The sequence below is a fragment of the Ferdinandcohnia sp. FSL W7-1320 genome (genome assembly GCF_038050315.1).
In the GTDB taxonomy this organism is placed as follows: domain Bacteria; phylum Bacillota; class Bacilli; order Bacillales; family Bacillaceae_L; genus Ferdinandcohnia; species Ferdinandcohnia aciditolerans.
Window position 1 is genome coordinate 1,239,068 of sequence record NZ_JBBPAM010000001.1, and the last position, 19,528, is coordinate 1,258,595.

Sequence of the window (19,528 nt, forward strand, 5' to 3'; positions counted from 1 at the left end):
CTTGATTGCGACACAGAGCATGTCACTCCATTCGCTTGTGTCGGAAAGAGCCCCTAATTGCGACAGTGAGTATGTCCTTCCGTTCGCCTAGTGTCGGAAAGAGCCCTTGGTTGCGACACAGGGTACGTTACTCAGTTCCAAAGTGTCAGAAAAACCCTCTAATTGCGACACAGAGCACGTTACTGAGTTACAATGTGTCGGAAAAAGCCCTTGATTGAGACAGAAAGCATATTCCTCGTTCGCAGTGAGTCGGAAAGGGCCCCTGGTTGCGACTGAGAGCAAGTCCCTCCGTTCGCAGTGAGTCGGAAAAAGCCCCTGATTGAGACAGAAAGCATATTCCTCGTTCGCAGTGAGTCGGAAAGAGCCCCCTGATTGCGACAGAGAGTATGTCTCTTTGTTTGCATTGAGTCGGAATAAACCCCGAATTGCGACAGAGAGTATGTCACTCATTTGCATTGTGTCGGAAAGCCCCCTGATTGCGACAGAGAGCATGTTCCTCGTTTCGCAGTGAGTCAGAAAGAGCCCCTGATTGCGACAGAGAGCATGTTCCTCGTTTCGCAGTGAGTCAGAAAGAGCCCCAGATTGCGACAGAGAGTATGTCTCTTTGTTTGCATTGAGTCGGAATAAACCCCTGATTGCGACAGAGAGCATGTCACTTTGTTTGCTTTGAGTCGGAAAGAGCCCTGATTGCGACAGAGAGTATGTCTCTTTGTTTGCATTGAGTCGGAATAAACCCCTGATTACGACACAGAGCAAATTACTCGGCGCCCTTTGAGTCGGAAATCCCCCCTGATTGCGACAGAGAGCATGTCCCTTTGTTTGCATTGAGTCGGAAAGGGGCCCTGATTGCGACAGAGAGCAAGTCCCTCCGTTCGCATAGTGTCAGAATAAGCCCTTGATTGCGACACAGAGCATGTCACTCCATTCGCTTGTGTCGGAAAGAGCCCCTAATTGCGACAGTGAGTATGTCCTTCCGTTCGCCTAGTGTCGGAAAGAGCCCCTGGTTGCGACAGAGAGCAAGTCCCTCCGTTCGCAGTGAGTCGGAAAGAGCCCCTGATTGTGACAGAGAGCATATTCCTCGTTCGCAGTGAGTCGGAAAGGGCCCCTGATTGTGACAGAGAATATGTCCCTCAGTTCCTTGAAAATTCCCACAGCCTATTGGCCGAAAATAACCTTATTACTTAATCGATTGAAACTCGATATAAATAAACCCTCCATGCAGATTCTGGAGAATCGAAAGTCTCTTCAAGGACTAAATGATTTTCGTCTGCATTTTGAATAGGCAGAGATGAAATGATAAACCGCCCGCCCATCTCATAAAATGCTTGCATGTTCAGTTCCATTTTCTTAATCTCTTTTTTCGACGTTTTTTTAAACATATAGTGCTTGCCAAGTTCATCTAAAAAGATGTAGCACCGGCCACCCCATTCATCAAAATATTGGCGCAGTTTCTTGTCCTTTTTCAATTCCTTGGCGATAATTTTCCGAAACTGATGTTTATAAGAAAGGGGATAAAAATTATTGTATGTATCCAGTGTATAAAACCCGTTATACTGAGCGATAGCAGGGTGAAGACCGATGCTAGCTACACGATACTCCTCTTGCGGCAAACCTATATAGTCCTTGATATCCTCGAATTGTTTTTCAGCAAAAAATTGCAGAAAAGATGGCTTGTTTTTATAAACAATTTCTTCATTAAAAGACGCCACAATTACTAGCTGTGCTGCTAGGAATACCAAACTTGCACGCTTCCACCCAACCCGGTATTCCCATAAAATTTTTAACGAAATAGCAAACAAAACATAAATAACCATTGGCCTTAGAAAATGGTATCTTGCAAAATTAAAGGTGTCTAAAAAGTGAAATCGTTCCGTTAAAGGAACCCACCCCTTATAAAACCAAAAGGCATACCAAACGGACAATACAGCATTAAGAACATGTAAGAAAAGGAAAACTTTCTCTTGTTTCCATTTTTTCTTCATGATAACAACATTCAATGCAAGTATGGTAACTGGCAAAATAACCAAGCCATGAACACTCATTACATGGGTATGACCAAGTACATAATTTTTTAGAGATAGACGGAGAGCACGTAAAAATGATAATCGTGCATGAAAATATTCATCCCGACTATTTGGTTCATCCATAAATAAAAAGGAGTATACAAGACGATATTCAACTACCATAAAAATGAATGTGAAATAGATGAGTGCCCATAAAAAGCGAAGGTTCAAACCCTTGCCGCGGAAGCAATCGATCAGCCATAAAATCCCCATTGCGCTTATAAAAAAGAAAAATCCAAGAACAATGCTCGCATAAAAGGGAAGTAAGGTCAGTGTCAACCAGTTTACCCATGATTTCTCCCCAGCTCGGATATTTAGGAGTGCCCATAAGGCAAGTGGCATCCCGAGTGTACTCAGCATTCCAGACGGCCAAAAAGGTGTTAAGGCAAAGGCTAGTGAAACCCCAACACGAATCCAAGACCATTCATGACGAGTGAGAAAATGCTTTCTTAGTAATAAATACATGCCTAAAAACGCAAAGATTCTCGTGATAAACTGGCTCAGTCCATAGGCAATCATTGGTGGAAAAACGGCATGTAGCCATACAATTCCGCTAAATTCGGTTCCAAATGCACCTCGTTGAAGATTACCATTAATAATTTGAGGGATTGTGGCATCAACTGACCCGAGCATTTGATTGCTTTCTGAAAGAACCTTATACCATGCAAGATTCGAATCTAAGTTGTCGTGAACTCGTAGATGAGCATTCTCACCAAGGATAAAATAAGGAGATACAAAAATGACGATAAGTAGGAAGGCAGCTATGATGAGACGAAACTCACTTCGTTGTTGAGTTCTAGTTTGCGACAATGTCCTCCCTCCATTAACAAAATTTCCATTATTGGATTTCCATTTTTTATCGTATCCATAATCGGATGTAATATGAATGTGAAAAGAAAAAAGTGGGGAAGCCCCACTTTTTCACGGTTATTTACTACTGATCAACAATTAACTGGTTCCTACTTTTGCTTTTTCGAGAGCTTGAACAATATCGATTAATCCCTCGCCAAAATAAATATCTTTCCCCGCTTTACCAAGATCTAGGCTTGTTCCCTTGATCATCTCCATGATTTCTTTATTAGAAAGGTTTGGATTAATGGAGCGCATTAAGGCAGCCAGCGCAGCAACATGTGGTGCTGCCATTGAAGTTCCAGACAATGCAGCATATTGCTCATCAATATAAGTGCTCGGTATTGTCACTCCTGGTGCTGAGACATCGATATAATCTCCATAATTGGAGAATTCTGCTTTATCACCGTTTAAATCAACAGCTGCAACACTTAATACTTGTGGGTACGCAGATGGGTAGCTCGGTTGGCTTGAATTATCGTTGCCAGAAGCAGCCACCATCACAACGTCATGTCTATATGCATAATCAACTGCTTGTTTCAGCAATTTTGATCCTTGGTAATTACCAAGACTAAGATTAATTACATCAGCCCCATGATCAGTTGCCCAAATGATACCACGAGCAATGTCAAAGGTTGATCCATATCCATCTGAGCCCATTACTTTTATTGGCATAATAGGGTTAAACCACGTGACTCCTGCAGTTCCTTCGTGATTATTTGTTTGCGAAGCAATGATTCCGGCAACATGTGTACCATGCCCGTTGTCATCATCTGGGACATTATTGTCTTTTAGGATGTTGTAACCCTCCGTAATTCGGTTCACTAAGTCGGGATGATCCAAATCTACCCCTGTATCAATTATGGCTATTTTAACTTTATCTGATCCCTGTGTTATACCCCAGCCATTTTCGGAATCAATCATACGTAGATTCCATTGGAAATCGTTATAAAGGAGGTCATTTGGTGCTTGCTGATTTTGCATCATTATATAGTTAGGCTCGGCAAACTCAACGTCCTTCCTTCTATCGAAATAAGAAATCATCTCAGGTGTTTTCATGTTATTTGATTCAAAAATATAAGAAGAATCTAGTTTGCGAAGTAGCTTTCCTTCGATATCTTTTTCGATTTGATTAATTTCATCCTTCTTTAAAAGATGTTTAAAATCAACAATAACTTGGTGATGATGGTAATGGCTTTTCTCTTTGCCGTTATGGTCAATTACATCGATTTCTTCATGGTTATCTAATTGCTTTTGCACATTGTTGTACAGTTGAATGGAGTCTACATTCATCACCTGTGGGGACGTATCGATTGTTTCATTTTTTAATGGGTGGAGAGCGCTATGAGTTGAAGATGTTTTTGAATTAGCTTGATCCCCATTATTGTCAAATAATCTAAAAGAAACGAAAATCGATAACCCAACAGCAATTATTAATGCTACTATTGCAAGTCTCTTTTTATTCCACATTGATATATCACCTCAACCACACTTTTCTTGTCTAGTTCCTGGCCGCATTGGCTCTCAGGTTCATTCGAGTCTCTTCGGAAGGTAAAAGCACCTTCTGTCAGTGGCTTGTCTTATGCTTGTCGCCAATAAGCAGGCACTTGCACTTTCCTCTTAGTATCTTGCTTACAACATACTTTCATGCCTTACTTTCATTCCAATAAATTGAAAGTAAGAAGAAATAGTATGCATAATTTCCATACATTTCATGGAATAACTAACAGGAGGGAAAGAAGTAGAAATTCAAGAAACATGTTAAAAGCAAAAGGGTGATAGCAATGGCAAATTGGTTCAAAAAGGAAGATAAGAAACCAAGGTTAACGGAGGAAATATATCAAACCTTTCGAAAATCAGAAGATTTCATTTGCCAATTCAATAAACAAGCAATTCGCCCGTATTGGATTTGTTATCAACGAAATATTATTGATACAAAAACCATTAACGAACAAATACTACCTTATTTACTTTATGCGAAAGTCTATTCAATTCGAGACCTTAAAGCAATTATTCCAAATAAGGAAATTGTGATTTCAAAAAATCCTAGGGAAATTGAAGATAAGATTTTACAAGGTAGTATTATGATTCAATTTCACAAAAGTGACGGTTATTGTGCACTTGTAGATGCAGTGAAATTTGAAAAAAGATCAGTCAACTCCCCTGAAGTGGAATTTAGTGTTACTGGACCAAAAGAGGCATTTGTTGAATCACTTGATACCAATTTAAACCTAATCCGAAAGCGACTACCTGTGCCTGAATTACGGGTAAAGGAACTGACTGTTGGTAAATTATCAAAAACTAAGGTAGCAGTGGTTTATATTGAAGATATTGTTGAGAAGGAAAATGTACAAACTGTATTACAACGAATTAGCGATATTGACTTTGACCAAATAAGTGATAGCTCTTATATATCACAAATGATTGTTGATAATACGAATTCACCCTTCCCACAAATGCTTGAAACGGAACGGCCTGACAGGGTTGCGTCTGTATTAGTTGAGGGGAAGGTAGTGGTGCTTTCAGAAGGATCACCACAAGCCATCATTACTCCAACTACACTTGTTGAGTTTTTCTCATCATTTGAAGACTATTTCTTGAACTGGTACATCGCTTCCTTTGTTAGGTTACTTCGCCTTTTTTCGGTCATCTTTTCAATATTAATAACGCCGATTTATGTCGCTGTACTAACATATCATCATGAATTAATTCCTAGGGATCTACTGGCCACTTTAGTTATCTCAAGGCGTGAAGTTCCTTTGCCACCGATTCTAGAGGCATTGTTTTTAGAAATCGTCATAGAACTCCTTCGGGAAGCAGGAGCAAGGCTTCCTGCAAAAGTTGGTCAAACAATCGGTATCGTGGGCGGTATCGTTATAGGAACTGCTTCTGTTGAAGCAGGTCTTACGAGTAATGTATTGTTGATTATGGTTGCACTGGCTGCATTAGCATCTTTTACAACACCCGTTTATACGATGGGTAATACAATTCGTATCATTCGTTTTCCATTTCTTATCTTCTCTCAGTTATGGGGATTAATCGGAATTGTTCTATGTTTTTGTTTTCTATTAGCCCATTTAATACGATTAACATCTTTAGGTCGGCCATTCTTAGAACCAATTTACCCACTACGTGTTGGAGATTTAAAGGATGCATTTATTCGGCTACCATATTCTCAGCTTGCAAAACGTCCGGGTTATTTACGTCCGGAAGATAAAAAACGTTTTAATCAAAAGAAAGCAGAAACAAAAAAAGATATTGATGAATAGCTTCACCGTATTCATGCGTATTTGATTCCAAGGAGTTGCAACGATGGAAAGGATCAAAGAATCATTTTTAGTTTCTCCTATTTTTGTCTTTTTCTTAATTCATTCCATGCAAGTAGGGGTAGGAATGCTCGGTTTCCAACGGATCATAGCGAAATCAGCAGGGTATGACAGTTGGATCTCCGTCATACTAGCCGGGGTGGCTGTACACATCATTGTATGGATTATTTATAAAATCTTAGATTATTCAGGGGGAGACGTTGTTGATGTTCATAAAGAGATTTTTGGAAAGTGGATAGGGGGCCTTCTTAGCCTATTATTTATTCTCTACCTTATGGCATTAGCGGTAACCGTTTTACGAAGTTATATTGAGGTCATTCAGGTATGGATGTTCCCAGAATTCAATAGTTGGGTTTTTGGTTTTTTCACTATTGTGCTAGCGTACTATATTATCTTAGGTGGTTTTAGAACGGTAACGGGCATTAGTTTTTTTAGTATTGTCCTCCCATTATATATACTTCTTTTAGTTTTCTTTCCTTTGGATTATGGCCATGTGCGCAATTTGTTACCAATTATGAATCATTCGGTAACAGAAATTGCAAGAGGAACAAAGGATATGTCCCTAAGCATCATGGGTTTTGAAGCGCTTTTGCTATTTTATCCATTTATTAAAAATCCGCCAAAGTCCCAAAAATGGGCCCACCTAGGTGTCTTAGCAACAACGAGTTTATATCTAATTGCTAGCGTTACAGCAACCATGTATTTTAGCGCTGACCAAATAGATAAAATAATCTGGGCAACTCTAACCATGTTTAAAAGTATCAACATGCCGTTCGTAGAGCGATTTGAGTATGTTGGAATCGCATCATGGTTTCTTGTAATCCTACCCAATATTTGTATTGCATTGTGGGGAGCTGGCAGAGGAATCAAAAAAGTATTTTCGGTGCAACAACGAAAATCGTTACTTTGGATTTTACCAATCGTATTAGTTGCTAGCAGTCTTATTAAATCTCGTCAACAAATAGACATGCTCAGTGGATATATGGCAAATTTTGGACTTTATTATATTTTTGCTTATATTCCAATCCTCTTCATAATTACACTAGTTGTTCGTAAAATGAGGGAGAAAAAATGAAAAAAGTACTTACAGGAATTGCGCTCTGTACCATTACATTAATAACAATCTTATATGGAAGAATATCTGAAGAAATAATAGACGAAATTAATATGGTGGCAGCAGTTGGATTTGATAGAGCTGAGGGTCAAAAAATTAAAGGTACGGCTGTTATCCCTGTTTTTAAAGCAGACAAAAGCATCGACAATGCTAGCTTCACTGGGGAATCAGTGTTAGCCAAAGAAATTATTAATGTGCTACAAAAAAAGTCAGCGGATCCATTAGTGACAGGTGCTGTCCGCGTTGTTTTGTATGAAAATGAGCTTGCAAAAAACGGAATACTACGATATATTGACGCCCTTCAACGTGATGCAAGCATCGGATCGAAAATCAATCTAGCGATTGTTGAAGGAAAGACAAGTGACGTATTAGAAAAGAGTTTAGGAAACAGGGGAACTGGGGAATATTTATCAATCATGTTACAACATAATATCGAGAAACGAGATTTACCTAGGTCTGATCTTCATACTTTTATGTATAGACATTATATGGAGGGTATGGATCCCTATCTCCCAACTATGAAACTGCTTTCTAATAAGATGGAGATAACAGGGCTTGGACTGTTTCAGGATGGTAAAATGGTGGCTAAAATCGATGAGCCTGATTTGTTCTTTTTTAAGGCGCTGGTCGAAGATTATGGTGAAGGTGCATATACTATACGATTAAAAGGTACAGATGAGTATGCATCTATCAGGCGCATTAAATCAAAAAGAAAAATAAAGATCGAGGAAATAAATGGGGAGCCAAAGGTAAACATTACCATTAAATATCAAGGGATATTGAGTGAATTTTCTGGACAAACAACAAATCCCAAATTGATTCAAAAGATAGTAGAAGAACTCGAAGGCACAATAAAAGATAAATCCGAAGCAATGTTAAAAGATTTTCAAGAAAAAAATATTGACCCAGTTGGGATTGGATATATGGCTAGACACTCAACTCGTGGTTTAGACTTTGAAAAATGGGAACTAAATTACCCAAATATAAATATAGAGGTTCATTCAGAGGTAACGATTACTGAGACTGGTATTACGCAATAAATTTGTGACAAAGAGCTTCTTTTATAGCAACCAGTTTTCGGTAGTGTATGATATACTTACTAGTAAATAGTGGCAAAGATAAAGGTAATAGGAGTGTCTTATTTGAAATATTTTATTATAACTGGGACATCTAGGGGATTAGGAGAATCCATTGTTAAGCAGATCTTGGACAAGGATCATACTTTATTTTGTATCTCTAGAAAGCAAAATAATGAGTTAAAAGAATTAGCGTTTGAAAAGGGCATCAATCTTTATTATTTTTCTTGTGACCTCCAAAAGAGTGAAGAAATCGAAAAAGTGATGGAGCGAATTTTTTCATCTATTGACTTCTCAAATGCTGAAGGAATTTACTTAGTAAACAATGCTGGTATGATTGATCCAATTAAACCAATTGGAAAGGCAAGTCCAAAAGAACTAACCGCAAATATGCATGTGAATCTGTTGGCACCAATGTTGTTAAGTTCATACTTCATTCGCCATACGGCATCGTTTTCAACTAAAAAGGTAATTGTGAATATTTCTTCAGGTGCTGCAAACCGGGCTAGACATGGATGGACTGCATACTCTTCATCAAAAGCAGGAATCGATATGTTCACAAAATCAGTTGGCTTTGAGCAGGAAACCACTGAAAATCCAGTAACTATGATCTCATTCTCACCAGGCGTTATGGATACAGAGATGCAGGAGATAATCAGAAAGACAAACAAAGAGGACTTTATTGAGGTTGACCAATTCATCGAATATAATGAAAAAGGGATGCTACGATCACCAGACTTTATTGCAGGTGTTATCCTAGACCTCATTGTTAACCAAGAATTAATCAATGGTCATATCTATGATATAAAATCATTTTTATAAGAGGACTCCTACCTTCCTGAGTGAATTTCAGGGGGGATTTTTTTGTCGTGATAGACGATTTTACTGGCTAGAATTATAATGGGGAAAGGGGAGGAGAGATATGATGAAACATGTAAGAGTAGGAGTAGTTGGCCTTGGTGCAATTGGAGAAAGATTAATCCAGGGTTTTAATGCGAACAAACATACAACAGTAACAGCAGTCGTTGATAAGGAAAAAGAACGAGCTGTAGAAATGGCTGAAAAATCAGGTGATATCAATTGGTATGATAACCACAACGATATGCTAGTTAATGAGGATTTGGACCTTGTCTATGTAGCGGTCCCGCCTAAATATCACCATGCTGTTACAATGGATGTCATTGAAAAAGGAATACATATCTTATGTGAGAAGCCTCTAGCAAATTCAGTTGAAGAGGCGAGGGAAATGTTAGAAAAAGCAGAGCAAGAAGGAATCATTCATGCTATGAATTTCCCGCTAAATTATAGCAACCCTGCTAATAGCTTTGATCGGTTGATTAAGGAAGGGTACATAGGTAAATTAAGAAAGCTTGAACTTTCAATGAATTTTCCAAACTGGCCACGTTTATGGCAACAGAATGATTGGGTTGCAGGTCGAGAACAAGGTGGATTTGTACTGGAGGTAGGGGTTCATTTTATTCAATTAACCCAACGAATTTTTGGTTCAATTACTTATCAAAATAGTATATTGGAACTTCCTGAAGATAAGACAAAGTGTGAAACAGGGATCATTGCTTCATTAGAACTAGAGGGTGGTACCCCATTTTTAATAAATGGAATCAGCCAAATTGCTGGAGCTGAACGAATCTCTTATACTGCATATGGTACAGAAGGAACACTAAAACTAATAGATTGGGCAAAGCTTGAGGGCGGCAAGCTAGGAGAAGAAATTCAACAGATTGAGATTGAAACGACTGAAACAGCCACACTCATTGACAATCTCTTTTCCGCTATTGAAGGTAAAGAAAACCGACTCTATACCTTTAAGGATGGATATGAGGCGCAAGTTATTTTAGAAAAGCTAAGACATAACTAAAAGAAAAGCTCCCGCCAAAATAATCTGTACCCCTTGTAAAGGACATTTTAAAAAAAGCTAGGCTACTTTAAGAAGATGATCTCTGTATTGAACAGGGGTCATCTTTTTCATATTCCATTGATATCTGTAGTGATTGTAGTAGTGGATGGCAGCTTTCACTTCTTGCTTAAGTTCTTTTAAAGTTTCACATGATTTTATATCAGCCAGGTCCTTAAAATGACCAAAGAATGATTCCTGTGGGGCGTTGTCCCAACAGTTACCTCTCCTAGACATTGATTGTTCCAATTTGAATTTTTTCACCAGCTTTTGATAAACAGGGCTGGTATAGTGACCTCCCTGATCAGAATGTATATAAGCTCCTTTAGCCAGTTTGATTCTCCTGTTTTTCTTTAACTTCTTAAGTGTATCCGTAGCGATATCTAAAGTAATTCGATCAGAGACCTGATGAGCTAAGACTTCATTGGTGGAAGCGTCAATAATGGTTGATAAATAAGCTTTTTTACCTTTTCCGAAATATAGGTAGGTTATATCCGTAAGAAGGACCTTGTGTGGGATTCCTTGTTTGAATTCCCTGTTAAGTAAGTTCGGGACGACCTTGTGCTCCTGCGTAGCCTTAATGATGCGCTTGTAGGGGTTCGCTCTCCTAAAAGGGCTCTCAATCCCGTATTTCTTCATGATTCTTCTGATTCGCTTAAGATTGAAAACAACACTAAACTGACCTGCCAATACCATCTTAATTTGACGAGCCCCTTTCTTACGGTTCTTGAAATTGTATGCTTTTAAAACCAGGTCCCGAAGGGATTCATCCTTTTTCTCCCGATCCTTCCTTCTCTGAACTTGTTTAGCAGAAAAGTAGTTATAGTATCCCTGACGGGACACACCAGCTACTTTACAGAGGTGGGTTACCATCCTTGTTAGATTGTATTTCTCGATAACGGAATGAATAAGGTTAAATTTCTGGTCAGCTGACAATTTTATTTCTTCTTCATCCCCCTTTCTGCGAATCGTATCTTTTTTAATAGTTCATTCTCTGCTTTCAACAGGTTATTTTCGGCCTCTAACCTTGCATATTTTTCTTCAGTGGAAAGCTCTCTTTCCCTTGGTCTACCTGAGTTTCCTGATCTTGTATCACGAAGTCCTAGAATTCCGTGCTTACGATAAGCTTCTCGCCATCTTTTTCCAGAAGACTCAATCCGTTTCATACCTAATACCTCAGTATCGAACCCACAGTCCTCAAATATCTCTCTAGGAAACTTCCCCAGGTCATTTTGAGTTATAAAGTGCTCCTTAAACTCATCTGAATAGGTAATACCTTTGGGACTTACTGATTTTACATATGGATTTTTAGCTAGTAATTCGATCTCTTTTTCCGAGAATATTTTTTTACTCATACTATCTCTCCCGCACTATTTTTAATCTATTGTACATAAAAAGACCCTGTGCAGCAGACTTTTTTTAATGTGTCTACTACACAGGGTACAGTTTAAAAAGGTGGGAGCTTTTCTAATGTCCAGTTCCAGCGCCTAGCGCCTATCTGGTCTAGCCAATCCAAAAGAATGATAAAATGCATCCTTCTCGCTGTCTTTTGTTATGCTGGTCGGACTAACACAGGAAGTGCTGACATTGACGTTTGCCACAGGACGTGGCAGCAGTTAGTCAATGTTCCGCATTCAAGGCACTTACACTTTGTGTTTTTACTTTGCTAAGTATTTTTCAATGTCATCTAGCATGAGGTTTGCTGCTAGAACGCCACCTGCAGTATTCCAAATAGGGTCACTTACTTTGTGCACTTTGCCTTCCTTCACGGCATTTAAACCTTGCCATAACGGATTGTTAATCCAGTCTTCCTCGACCTTTGTAGCTTCCCCATTACCGGTTTCGTATGTGAAATAAAAGATTTCATCAGCATCCATTAATGGGATTTTTTCTTGGTCCACTTCTCTTGCAAACTGATCTTCAGGATTTTCAGCAAATATATCAACCTGATGCTGTGGACGTTTCAAGCCTAATTGTTCGAAAATCACACCTGAAAAGGAATCAGTATAATAAATCCGTGTTCTTCCTTCCATAAAGCGTACGACTGACACTTCAGCATCGGTATTGATATTTTCTTTAACCTGATTTAAATGGTCTTCAAATTCAGCAAGGACTTTTTTACCTTCTTCTTCTTTATTGATGGCTTTTGAGTAAAGGGTAAAGTTCTTTTGCCAATCTCCACGTAAATCCTCAGCAAAAACAGTTGGAGCAATCGCTTTTAGTTGCTCATAAATATTTTCCTGGCGCATTTTATTACCGATAATTAAATCTGGCTCTAGTGCAGCAATAGCTTCGATATTTACATTGCTTTCTTCACCGACAACCTCGACACCTTCCATTTGGTCCTCGATATGGTCGTACCATGGGTCGCCAATCCAAGAACGAACAGCGCCAACTGGTTTAACTCCCATTGCTAATAGGGCTTCTGTCCCTTCGTTTGTTAAAATGACAATTCTTTCAGGATTTTTGCTGATTGGAGTTGTACCCATGGCATGTTCAACCGTGTATGTATTAGCTCCCTCAGTTTCGTTATTGCCTTTGTCTGTATTATCTGCTTCACCACAAGCAGCTAAAAGAAGTGATAATACAGCCAATGTTAGGAATCCTAGATAAGCTTTCTTTCTAAAGTTCATTATGTACCCTCCTATTAATTGATAATGATTTTCAATTATTCACTTATGATGATAAAATGAATTAAATCTTTAGTCAATATAAAATTGAGAATGGTTTTCATCCCATTGACAATCATTCTCAATTCAAATAGACTAAAAGAGAACTAACTTACTAATTTCGCTTTCTTATTAAGATGAATAAGAAGACATATGAATAGTAAAGCCTAACAAAAAACGACCTAATATATAACATAAACATGTTTAACTAAAGTCATACATGACTTTTTCACAACGTCTAGCCCAAGAAGCCATCGGCTCGAGGCCATAAGTCAATCGCTTCATAAGGTTGGGGTCGTCTTATGCTTGTCGCCTAATACTGTGCACCTTGCGCTTTTCTAATCATTCAAGGAGTCTTACTATAATGGTTTTGAAATCAAATCAAGCTAAATCTGCAGGCCTTATAATCGGAATTTTACTATTACTTTTTTCAATGTGTGCAAGTATTGTGTATGGATATACCGATACATCTTGGAAAATGGCCTATCAAACATTCACGGCATTTGATGGTTCAAATGAACATATTATCATTGAAACAATTCGCTTACCTCGCGCACTTATTGCTACAGCTGTAGGAGCAAGTTTAGGAATAGCAGGGGCACTCATGCAAGCTTTAACGAAAAATCCATTGGCATCACCAGGTATCTTCGGCGTAAATGCAGGAGCGGGATTTTTTTTAGTAGCAGGTGTCTCAATATTCTCGATAAACTCCTTACAAGCATTTACTTGGGTTGCTTTTTTAGGAGCAGCGATTGCTGCGTTTATCGTTTATTTTATTGGTTCACTAGGTAGAGAAGGCCTTACTCCAATGAAGTTAACATTAGCAGGTGCTGCAATGGCTGCGATGTTCTCATCCTTTACACAAGGATTACTAGTTATTGATGAAATGGCATTAGATCAAGTATTATTTTGGCTTGCGGGCTCTATTCAAGGACGAAAGCTTGAAATGTTAACGAGTGTTCTTCCTTATTTAGCAGTGGCATGGGTAGCATCCCTTTTATTAGCCAATAAAATCAACGTTCTTACAATGGGAGAGGATGTTGCAAAAGGCTTAGGACAGCGAACTGGAACTGTCAAGCTATTAACAGCCTTTACGATTATTCTACTAGCTGGTGGTGCAGTGGCAGTTGCCGGACCAATTGGATTTATTGGGATAGTTATTCCACACCTTGCTAGGAGTTTAGTTGGAATTGATCATCGATGGATCCTGCCATACTGCGGAATCCTTGGTGGTGTTTTACTTCTACTGGCTGATATAGCTGCCAGATATATTGTCATGCCAGAAGAGGTGCCAGTCGGTGTTATGACAGCTTTAATTGGAACACCTTTCTTTATTTATGTGGCAAGAAAGGGGTTTCATAAAGCGTGAATAAATATCGATCCATTCGATTTGGAAAAAAGGGAAACATCTCTTATCTAATCGATCATAAATCACTAATAACGGTATTCGTTCTAATAGTAATAACAATTATTTTATTTTTAGTCAGTACAGGGTTAGGTGAAATGAAGATAGACCCCGTTACTGTTGTAAAAACATTGTTTGGATATGGCTCAAAAATGGAACAGTTGGTTGTCACATCCTTTCGTTTACCAAGGATTATCATTGCATTCTTAGTGGGAATGGCCCTTGCAGCTGCTGGGAGTATTCTACAAGGAATTATTCGAAACCCATTAGCCTCACCAGATATTTTAGGAATTACAGGTGGTGCGTCTGTTGCCGTCGTTGCCTTCTTAACCATTTTTTCTAATTCCAGTAATGCACTAACCGTCAGTATAAAATGGATGCCTGTGGCTGCATTTATTGGTGCAACTGTTGTCGCATTTTTGGTCTATGTGTTGGCTTGGAAGAATGGTGTTTCGCCCATACGCCTTGTGCTGATCGGAATTGGTGTTTCTGCACTCACACAAGCATTGACAACAACACTTATGGTAATGGGACCAATCTATCAAGCTAGCCAGGCGAATATTTGGATTACAGGTACTGTTAATGGGTCAACATGGGCAAATGTACAAATACTTAGTCCTGTTGTCATTATTTTATTGATTATCTGCTTCATGCTTGCACGACACCTAAACATTCAAGAACTAGGTGAAGAGTTAGCAACCGGAGTGGGAAGTGCGGTACAAAAACATAGATTTCTTTTATTGTTAGTAAGTACTGCATTAACAGGTAGTGCAGTTGCGTTTGCCGGAGGGATTGGTTTCGTTGGATTAATGGCACCACATATGGCACGGAGATTAGTCGGTTCAGCATTTGGAGCATTGCTCCCCACAGCTGCCCTTTTAGGGGGGATTCTTGTCATGCTAGCGGATTTAATTGGTAGAACTGCTTTCTCTCCAACCGAAGTACCAGCAGGCGTGTTTACCGCTGCCATCGGAGCACCTTATTTTATCTACTTGCTATACAAGACTCGGAACAGCTAGAAAAAGTAAAAGGGGGCGTTTGGGATGAATGCACTTGAAACGGAAAGCTTAACACTATCGTACGGAGATTCCATTATCATAGAAGACTTGCATCTTGAAATTCCAAAAGGGGAGATCACCGTTTTCATTGGTGGAAATGGATGTGGTAAATCAACCTTGTTACGTTCTTTAGCAAGATTACTAAAACCAAAACATGGGGCTGTTCTCCTTGAAGGGGAAAGAATCGCTAAGCTTCCGACAAAAGAAATAGCTAGAAAGCTTGCCATCCTTCCCCAAGGACCAACTGCACCAGAAGGATTAACCGTCCTCCAGTTAGTAAAACAAGGTCGTTATCCATACCAAAATTGGCTTAAGCAATGGACAGAAGAAGATGAAAGAATGGTTAATCACGCACTAGAAGCTACCAATATGCAGGATTTCGCAGAACGCACGGTCGACTCTCTCTCGGGTGGTCAACGTCAACGTGCTTGGATTGCAATGACACTTGCACAGGAAACCGATATTATCCTACTTGATGAACCAACAACATATCTCGATATGACACACCAAATCGAAATTTTAGACCTGTTATTTGAACTTAATGAAACAGAACAACGAACTATCATCATGGTATTGCATGATTTGAATTTAGCATGCCGCTATGCCCATCATATTGTCGCGATTAAAAACAAACAAATTTATGGACAGGGCAAGCCTGAATTTGTTGTCAATAAGAGTCTGGTCAAAGATGTGTTTGGCATGGATTGTGATGTTGCCACTGATCCATTGTTTGGAACGCCTCTATGCATTCCTCACGGCAAAGGAAGACGTATTAATCTTATTCAGCAGAAATGCTGAATAAAATTAAAGCCTACGGCGGATGCCACAGATTTTCAATGGAAGTTTTCGAGCAAGCTCGAAAAAATCTGGGCGCAAATACGCCAAGGCGCATTTGATTAGAGAAGGTAGGAGTTTAATATGTCAAACCTCCTTTTGGAAACAGAAATCGAACAATTAAAGGAATTTCGTTTTAGTAGTCAACAATTTCGATCAAACCTATCAAGTCCTGTGATAGAGCTTTTAAAGGAAGAGAAGATTAAACAATATTTGGAGAATGTCCAGCAGAAGATATCTGCGCCAGATAAGCGAGTAGCGGCATCCATGTTCATGAAACGTTATGGATTTTTTGCTGTCCTGAATTTGTATGCAATGACAGTTTTTAATAAGCGATTAGATGTTTCATTGACTAATATTTCATTAGAGACAAGTAATGAAGAGGAAATCTGGTATTGGAATCCGAAGTTCTACTTTTTTAACCTGCATACTGTATCTGGTCCTTCTGAATCTAGAGAGCAATGGCGTAACGAAACAATTCGGGCTATTTTTCATGAGAATATCCATAAAGTCTTAACTGCTCTTTCTGAGTATTCCGGCCTCTCGAAAAAAGTACTTTGGGAAAATATCGCGATTTATGTGTATTGGCTCTATGAATCTGTACTAGCAAAACCGAAGTTTGATGAAAAACGAGAGACAATTGAGGATGATTTTAAGTATCTTGTAAAATATGCGGAAGGGGAACTATTTGGTCCAGTAGATTTTAACCCATTGTCACGATACTACGGTATAAAGGTGTATCGTCCAGAATACGAACAGAACATTCGAACAAGAACAACATGTTGTCTTTACTATAAAACCAAAAGTACCGGAGACCGTTGCAAAACATGTCCCCTAAACTGCAAAATAGGAGTTAATAAAAATGGATCAAAAAATAGAAGAACAAGTTGATGGATTACTAGAAAAATACACAGAGCTTTTACTTGGAGAAAGTTCCCCAGAACTAAAGGAAAAAGTAAAGCTATGGTCCTTATACATGCATATTTCAAAGTCAATGCCGCCTCTTGCAAAGCACTGGAACGAAACCTACCCAGATGCAAAAGAAGGCATTAAGGAAATCATCGCTGAAATCAAAAAACTAAATGAAGAACACCGCTTAAAAAATAAATAAGAGATGAGGCACCAATAAGGGGCTTCATCTCTTTTTTCTTATTGAATAGTATTATGGTTTGGAAATTGCGTTGTTGTGTAATTATAAAATTGTTGAAGCTTTTGTTGCACCTTTTGAGTTTCTTCTTCTTCAAGCTTATACCAGCCATTCTTGAACATAAGATTGTATAGCTCTCTTTGGCAGTCCTGTGTTTCATTGAAGATCGAACGAATATCCTCATAAAGTCCATCATGACTCATCTCATTCAAAGCTGTGCTGTAGGCAGCAGTCATATATTTTTCCGTTGCTAGCATGTCATTTATAAAATCACGATCATTCATTGCTGGTGTTTTTGGAACTTTTGTTTTTGGATTACTTACCTGATTAGGATTTTGGTTCATTTGTTGATTCATTATGTAGCCCTCCTTTTATTGCATTTGCTGGCTTTGCTGATTTTGGCTCGGTTGCTGCGGTGCTTGACCTGTATGCTTTTGCATATGATCTAAAATTTGACGATAATGGCGCTCATGCATTTGGCACGCTTTTTCGAGCGCTTGAGAGATCTCCGGCATTTGACATTGGCCCGCAAAGAAATGCGCCTTTTTTAAGGCTAAAAGGTTCCAGGACATCATATCTGTTAAGTATAAGAGGTCCTTTGATGTAATAACTGCAGGAGTTTCTGACATTTGCCCTGTCTTTGGAGTATAAAAAGGTTGTTGTTGTTGTTGTGATTGCTGTTGTTGCATAATAAAACCCTCCTTATCCTATTTTTCATTATTAGGTTGCCAACAAAACGTTTATTGTATGCAATGCATATAATGAAATAGGGTACTGTTCAGGAAAATGTAAGCGTTCGACAAAATTTTTTCGAGCATATATTCAAAGCAATTTAAACGTGATAAAATAAATAAGGATTTAGGTAGATTGCTAGATTACAGCTAAGATTGCATTTCGAGGGGGAAATTGAAATGGAACAACTTTTACGTAATTTCTTTTTGTTTTTATCAAAAAATAAAGCGTTTACAAAATTAGCTAGGAAATATGGCTTGCGCTTTGGTGCAGCTAGATTTGTTGCCGGAGAAACAATAGATTTAGCTGTAAAAAAAATCAAAGAGTTAAATGCAAAGGGCCTCGCGGTCACCATCGATTATCTTGGTGAATTCGTTGACAGTATAGAAGAGGCGAATCTTATGGCTGACGGTTCAATTGAAGCAATCAAAGCAATTGGTAGAGAAAAGCTAAATGCACAATTATCCTTAAAAATGACCTCGATGGGATTGGATATTTCAGATGAGGTCGTTATGAATAATATGCGTCGAATCCTTGATGTCGCAAAAGAAAATGATGTCTTCGTAACGATTGACATGGAAGACTACTCACGATGCGCTAAGACAATTGAAATTTTTAAAGAACTACGAAAAGATTACGATAATGTTGGAACTGTAATCCAAGCTTATCTATATCGGACTGTCCAAGATATAGAAGACTTAAACGAATATCATCCAAATCTTCGTCTTGTAAAAGGTGCTTATAAAGAATCACCAGAAGTAGCATTTCCTGACAAGAAAGACGTCGATGAGAACTTTAAGAAAATCATTAAAATGCATTTGTTGAACGGAAACTATACAGCAGTTGCTTCACATGATGAGGCCATGATCCAATATACGAAGGAATTAGTAAAGGAACATAATATAAGTCATGACCAATTTGAGTTTCAAATGCTCTACGGGATTCGATCAGAACGCCATGAGGAACTTGTAAAAGAAGGATATACAATGCGCGTGTATGTACCGTATGGAACGGACTGGTATGGCTATTTCATGAGACGTCTAGCAGAACGGCCAGCAAATGTAGCGTTTGTAGTAAAAGGGGTTCTTGGGAAGTAGGTAAATCTGAAGCAGTGCGAGTGAAAACAAAGTGTGTTTTCTTGCGCTGCTTTTTTTGTTTGCTTCAAGATTATGAAAAGACTACAGGGTTTGAACGGATGAAGGGGATGTGGGTAGAATATTTGTTGCAAATTGCCTGTCATTGAAGTGACGAAGGGGAGTGAGTTGAAGTATTTATTGCGAATTCTCTTTCATTGAGGTGATGAAGAGGATTGGGGCGAAGTATATGCTGCGAATTGTCTTTCA

General features: G+C 38.7%; 17 protein-coding genes. 11 read left to right on the forward strand and 6 right to left on the reverse strand.

What is annotated here, in order from left to right; genetic code table 11:
* Positions 1-1,181 precede the first annotated feature (1,181 nt).
* Together NST91_RS06245 and NST91_RS06250 are read right to left on the reverse strand one after the other, a co-directional pair.
* Positions 1,182-2,873 (reverse strand): DUF6044 family protein, encoded by a 1,692-nt coding sequence (locus NST91_RS06245; RefSeq protein ID WP_341330467.1) that lies wholly within the window; start codon positions 2,871-2,873, stop codon positions 1,182-1,184.
* Between the two features lie 138 nt (positions 2,874-3,011).
* The gene (locus NST91_RS06250) at positions 3,012-4,382 is read right to left on the reverse strand and encodes a S8 family peptidase (RefSeq protein ID WP_341330468.1); all 1,371 of its coding nucleotides are present in this window, start codon (positions 4,380-4,382) and stop codon (positions 3,012-3,014) included.
* Positions 4,383-4,696: 314 nt separating this feature from the next.
* On the opposite strand from NST91_RS06250, the gene NST91_RS06255 reads away from it, so the two are divergent.
* From NST91_RS06255 to NST91_RS06275, 5 genes are all read left to right on the forward strand, one after another.
* Positions 4,697-6,181 (forward strand): spore germination protein, encoded by a 1,485-nt coding sequence (locus tag NST91_RS06255; protein WP_341330469.1) that lies wholly within the window; start codon positions 4,697-4,699, stop codon positions 6,179-6,181.
* Positions 6,182-6,224: 43 nt separating this feature from the next.
* Entirely contained in the window at positions 6,225-7,313 is a 1,089-nt protein-coding gene (locus NST91_RS06260) for a GerAB/ArcD/ProY family transporter (protein ID WP_341330470.1), read from the forward strand.
* Positions 7,310-8,392, forward strand: coding sequence for a Ger(x)C family spore germination protein (locus NST91_RS06265; RefSeq protein ID WP_341330471.1), 1,083 nt, complete (start codon positions 7,310-7,312; stop codon positions 8,390-8,392). The genes NST91_RS06260 and NST91_RS06265 overlap by 4 nt, the downstream gene beginning before the upstream one ends.
* Positions 8,393-8,485: 93 nt before the next feature.
* On the forward strand, positions 8,486-9,250 hold the full coding sequence (locus tag NST91_RS06270; protein ID WP_445724482.1) for a (S)-benzoin forming benzil reductase: 765 nt from the start codon (positions 8,486-8,488) through the stop codon (positions 9,248-9,250).
* A gap of 100 nt (positions 9,251-9,350) precedes the next feature.
* Positions 9,351-10,304, forward strand: coding sequence for a Gfo/Idh/MocA family protein (locus tag NST91_RS06275; RefSeq protein ID WP_341330473.1), 954 nt, complete (start codon positions 9,351-9,353; stop codon positions 10,302-10,304).
* A 57-nt stretch (positions 10,305-10,361) separates the two neighbouring features.
* Here NST91_RS06275 and NST91_RS06280 read toward each other — a convergent pair.
* Together NST91_RS06280 and NST91_RS06285 are read right to left on the reverse strand one after the other, a co-directional pair.
* Positions 10,362-11,695, reverse strand: a protein-coding gene (locus NST91_RS06280; RefSeq protein WP_445724474.1) for an IS3 family transposase whose coding sequence is annotated in 2 segments (ribosomal slippage) — positions 10,362-11,282 and positions 11,285-11,695 — 1,332 coding nt in all. Because the reading frame shifts where the segments join, the coding sequence is not laid out codon by codon here.
* Positions 11,696-11,998: 303 nt separating this feature from the next.
* On the reverse strand, positions 11,999-12,973 hold the full coding sequence (locus tag NST91_RS06285) for an ABC transporter substrate-binding protein (RefSeq protein ID WP_341330474.1): 975 nt from the start codon (positions 12,971-12,973) through the stop codon (positions 11,999-12,001).
* Between the two features lie 400 nt (positions 12,974-13,373).
* Here NST91_RS06285 and NST91_RS06290 point away from each other — a divergent pair, with 400 nt between their 5' ends.
* From NST91_RS06290 to NST91_RS06310, 5 genes are all read left to right on the forward strand, one after another.
* Positions 13,374-14,378 carry a FecCD family ABC transporter permease gene (locus NST91_RS06290; protein WP_341330475.1) on the forward strand — a complete coding sequence of 335 codons (1,005 nt, stop codon included), beginning with the start codon at positions 13,374-13,376 and terminating at the stop codon, positions 14,376-14,378.
* Entirely contained in the window at positions 14,375-15,433 is a 1,059-nt protein-coding gene (locus tag NST91_RS06295; protein WP_341330476.1) for a FecCD family ABC transporter permease, read from the forward strand. Before NST91_RS06290 ends, NST91_RS06295 begins: the two co-directional genes overlap by 4 nt.
* Before the next feature lie 24 nt (positions 15,434-15,457).
* Positions 15,458-16,270, forward strand: a complete 813-nt coding sequence (locus NST91_RS06300; RefSeq protein ID WP_341330477.1) for an ABC transporter ATP-binding protein — start codon at positions 15,458-15,460, stop codon at positions 16,268-16,270.
* A 120-nt stretch (positions 16,271-16,390) separates the two neighbouring features.
* Positions 16,391-17,197, forward strand: a complete 807-nt coding sequence (locus NST91_RS06305) for an IucA/IucC family C-terminal-domain containing protein (RefSeq protein ID WP_341330478.1) — start codon at positions 16,391-16,393, stop codon at positions 17,195-17,197.
* Positions 17,169-17,417 (forward strand): DUF2573 family protein, encoded by a 249-nt coding sequence (locus NST91_RS06310; protein WP_121446237.1) that lies wholly within the window; start codon positions 17,169-17,171, stop codon positions 17,415-17,417. The genes NST91_RS06305 and NST91_RS06310 overlap by 29 nt, the downstream gene beginning before the upstream one ends.
* Before the next feature lie 38 nt (positions 17,418-17,455).
* On the opposite strand, the gene NST91_RS06315 is transcribed toward NST91_RS06310, so the two are convergent.
* Positions 17,456-17,809 (reverse strand): spore coat protein, encoded by a 354-nt coding sequence (locus NST91_RS06315; protein WP_207899856.1) that lies wholly within the window; start codon positions 17,807-17,809, stop codon positions 17,456-17,458.
* A gap of 15 nt (positions 17,810-17,824) precedes the next feature.
* Positions 17,825-18,142: a hypothetical protein gene (locus NST91_RS06320; RefSeq protein ID WP_341330479.1), complete on the reverse strand. Its 318-nt coding sequence runs from the start codon at positions 18,140-18,142 to the stop codon at positions 17,825-17,827.
* 222 nt (positions 18,143-18,364) lie between these two features.
* Between NST91_RS06320 and NST91_RS06325 the strand changes: the two genes are divergently transcribed.
* Positions 18,365-19,282, forward strand: a complete 918-nt coding sequence (locus tag NST91_RS06325; protein WP_341330480.1) for a proline dehydrogenase family protein — start codon at positions 18,365-18,367, stop codon at positions 19,280-19,282.
* Positions 19,283-19,528 lie beyond the last annotated feature (246 nt).

Bases quoted from the DNA above. Each gene is read 5' to 3' on its own strand.
- NST91_RS06325 (WP_341330480.1), top strand. From the start codon at position 18,365: ATGGAACAACTTTTACGTAATTTCTTTTTGTTTTTATCAAAAAATAAA.
- NST91_RS06300 (WP_341330477.1), top strand. From the start codon at position 15,458: ATGAATGCACTTGAAACGGAAAGCTTAACACTATCGTACGGAGATTCC.
- NST91_RS06255 (WP_341330469.1), top strand. From the start codon at position 4,697: ATGGCAAATTGGTTCAAAAAGGAAGATAAGAAACCAAGGTTAACGGAG.
- NST91_RS06285 (WP_341330474.1), bottom strand. From the start codon at position 12,973: ATGAACTTTAGAAAGAAAGCTTATCTAGGATTCCTAACATTGGCTGTA.
- NST91_RS06260 (WP_341330470.1), top strand. From the start codon at position 6,225: ATGGAAAGGATCAAAGAATCATTTTTAGTTTCTCCTATTTTTGTCTTT.
- NST91_RS06310 (WP_121446237.1), top strand. From the start codon at position 17,169: ATGGATCAAAAAATAGAAGAACAAGTTGATGGATTACTAGAAAAATAC.
- NST91_RS06250 (WP_341330468.1), bottom strand. From the start codon at position 4,382: ATGTGGAATAAAAAGAGACTTGCAATAGTAGCATTAATAATTGCTGTT.
- NST91_RS06305 (WP_341330478.1), top strand. From the start codon at position 16,391: ATGTCAAACCTCCTTTTGGAAACAGAAATCGAACAATTAAAGGAATTT.
- NST91_RS06315 (WP_207899856.1), bottom strand. From the start codon at position 17,809: ATGAATCAACAAATGAACCAAAATCCTAATCAGGTAAGTAATCCAAAA.
- NST91_RS06265 (WP_341330471.1), top strand. From the start codon at position 7,310: ATGAAAAAAGTACTTACAGGAATTGCGCTCTGTACCATTACATTAATA.
- NST91_RS06290 (WP_341330475.1), top strand. From the start codon at position 13,374: ATGGTTTTGAAATCAAATCAAGCTAAATCTGCAGGCCTTATAATCGGA.
- NST91_RS06320 (WP_341330479.1), bottom strand. From the start codon at position 18,142: ATGCAACAACAGCAATCACAACAACAACAACAACCTTTTTATACTCCA.
- NST91_RS06275 (WP_341330473.1), top strand. From the start codon at position 9,351: ATGATGAAACATGTAAGAGTAGGAGTAGTTGGCCTTGGTGCAATTGGA.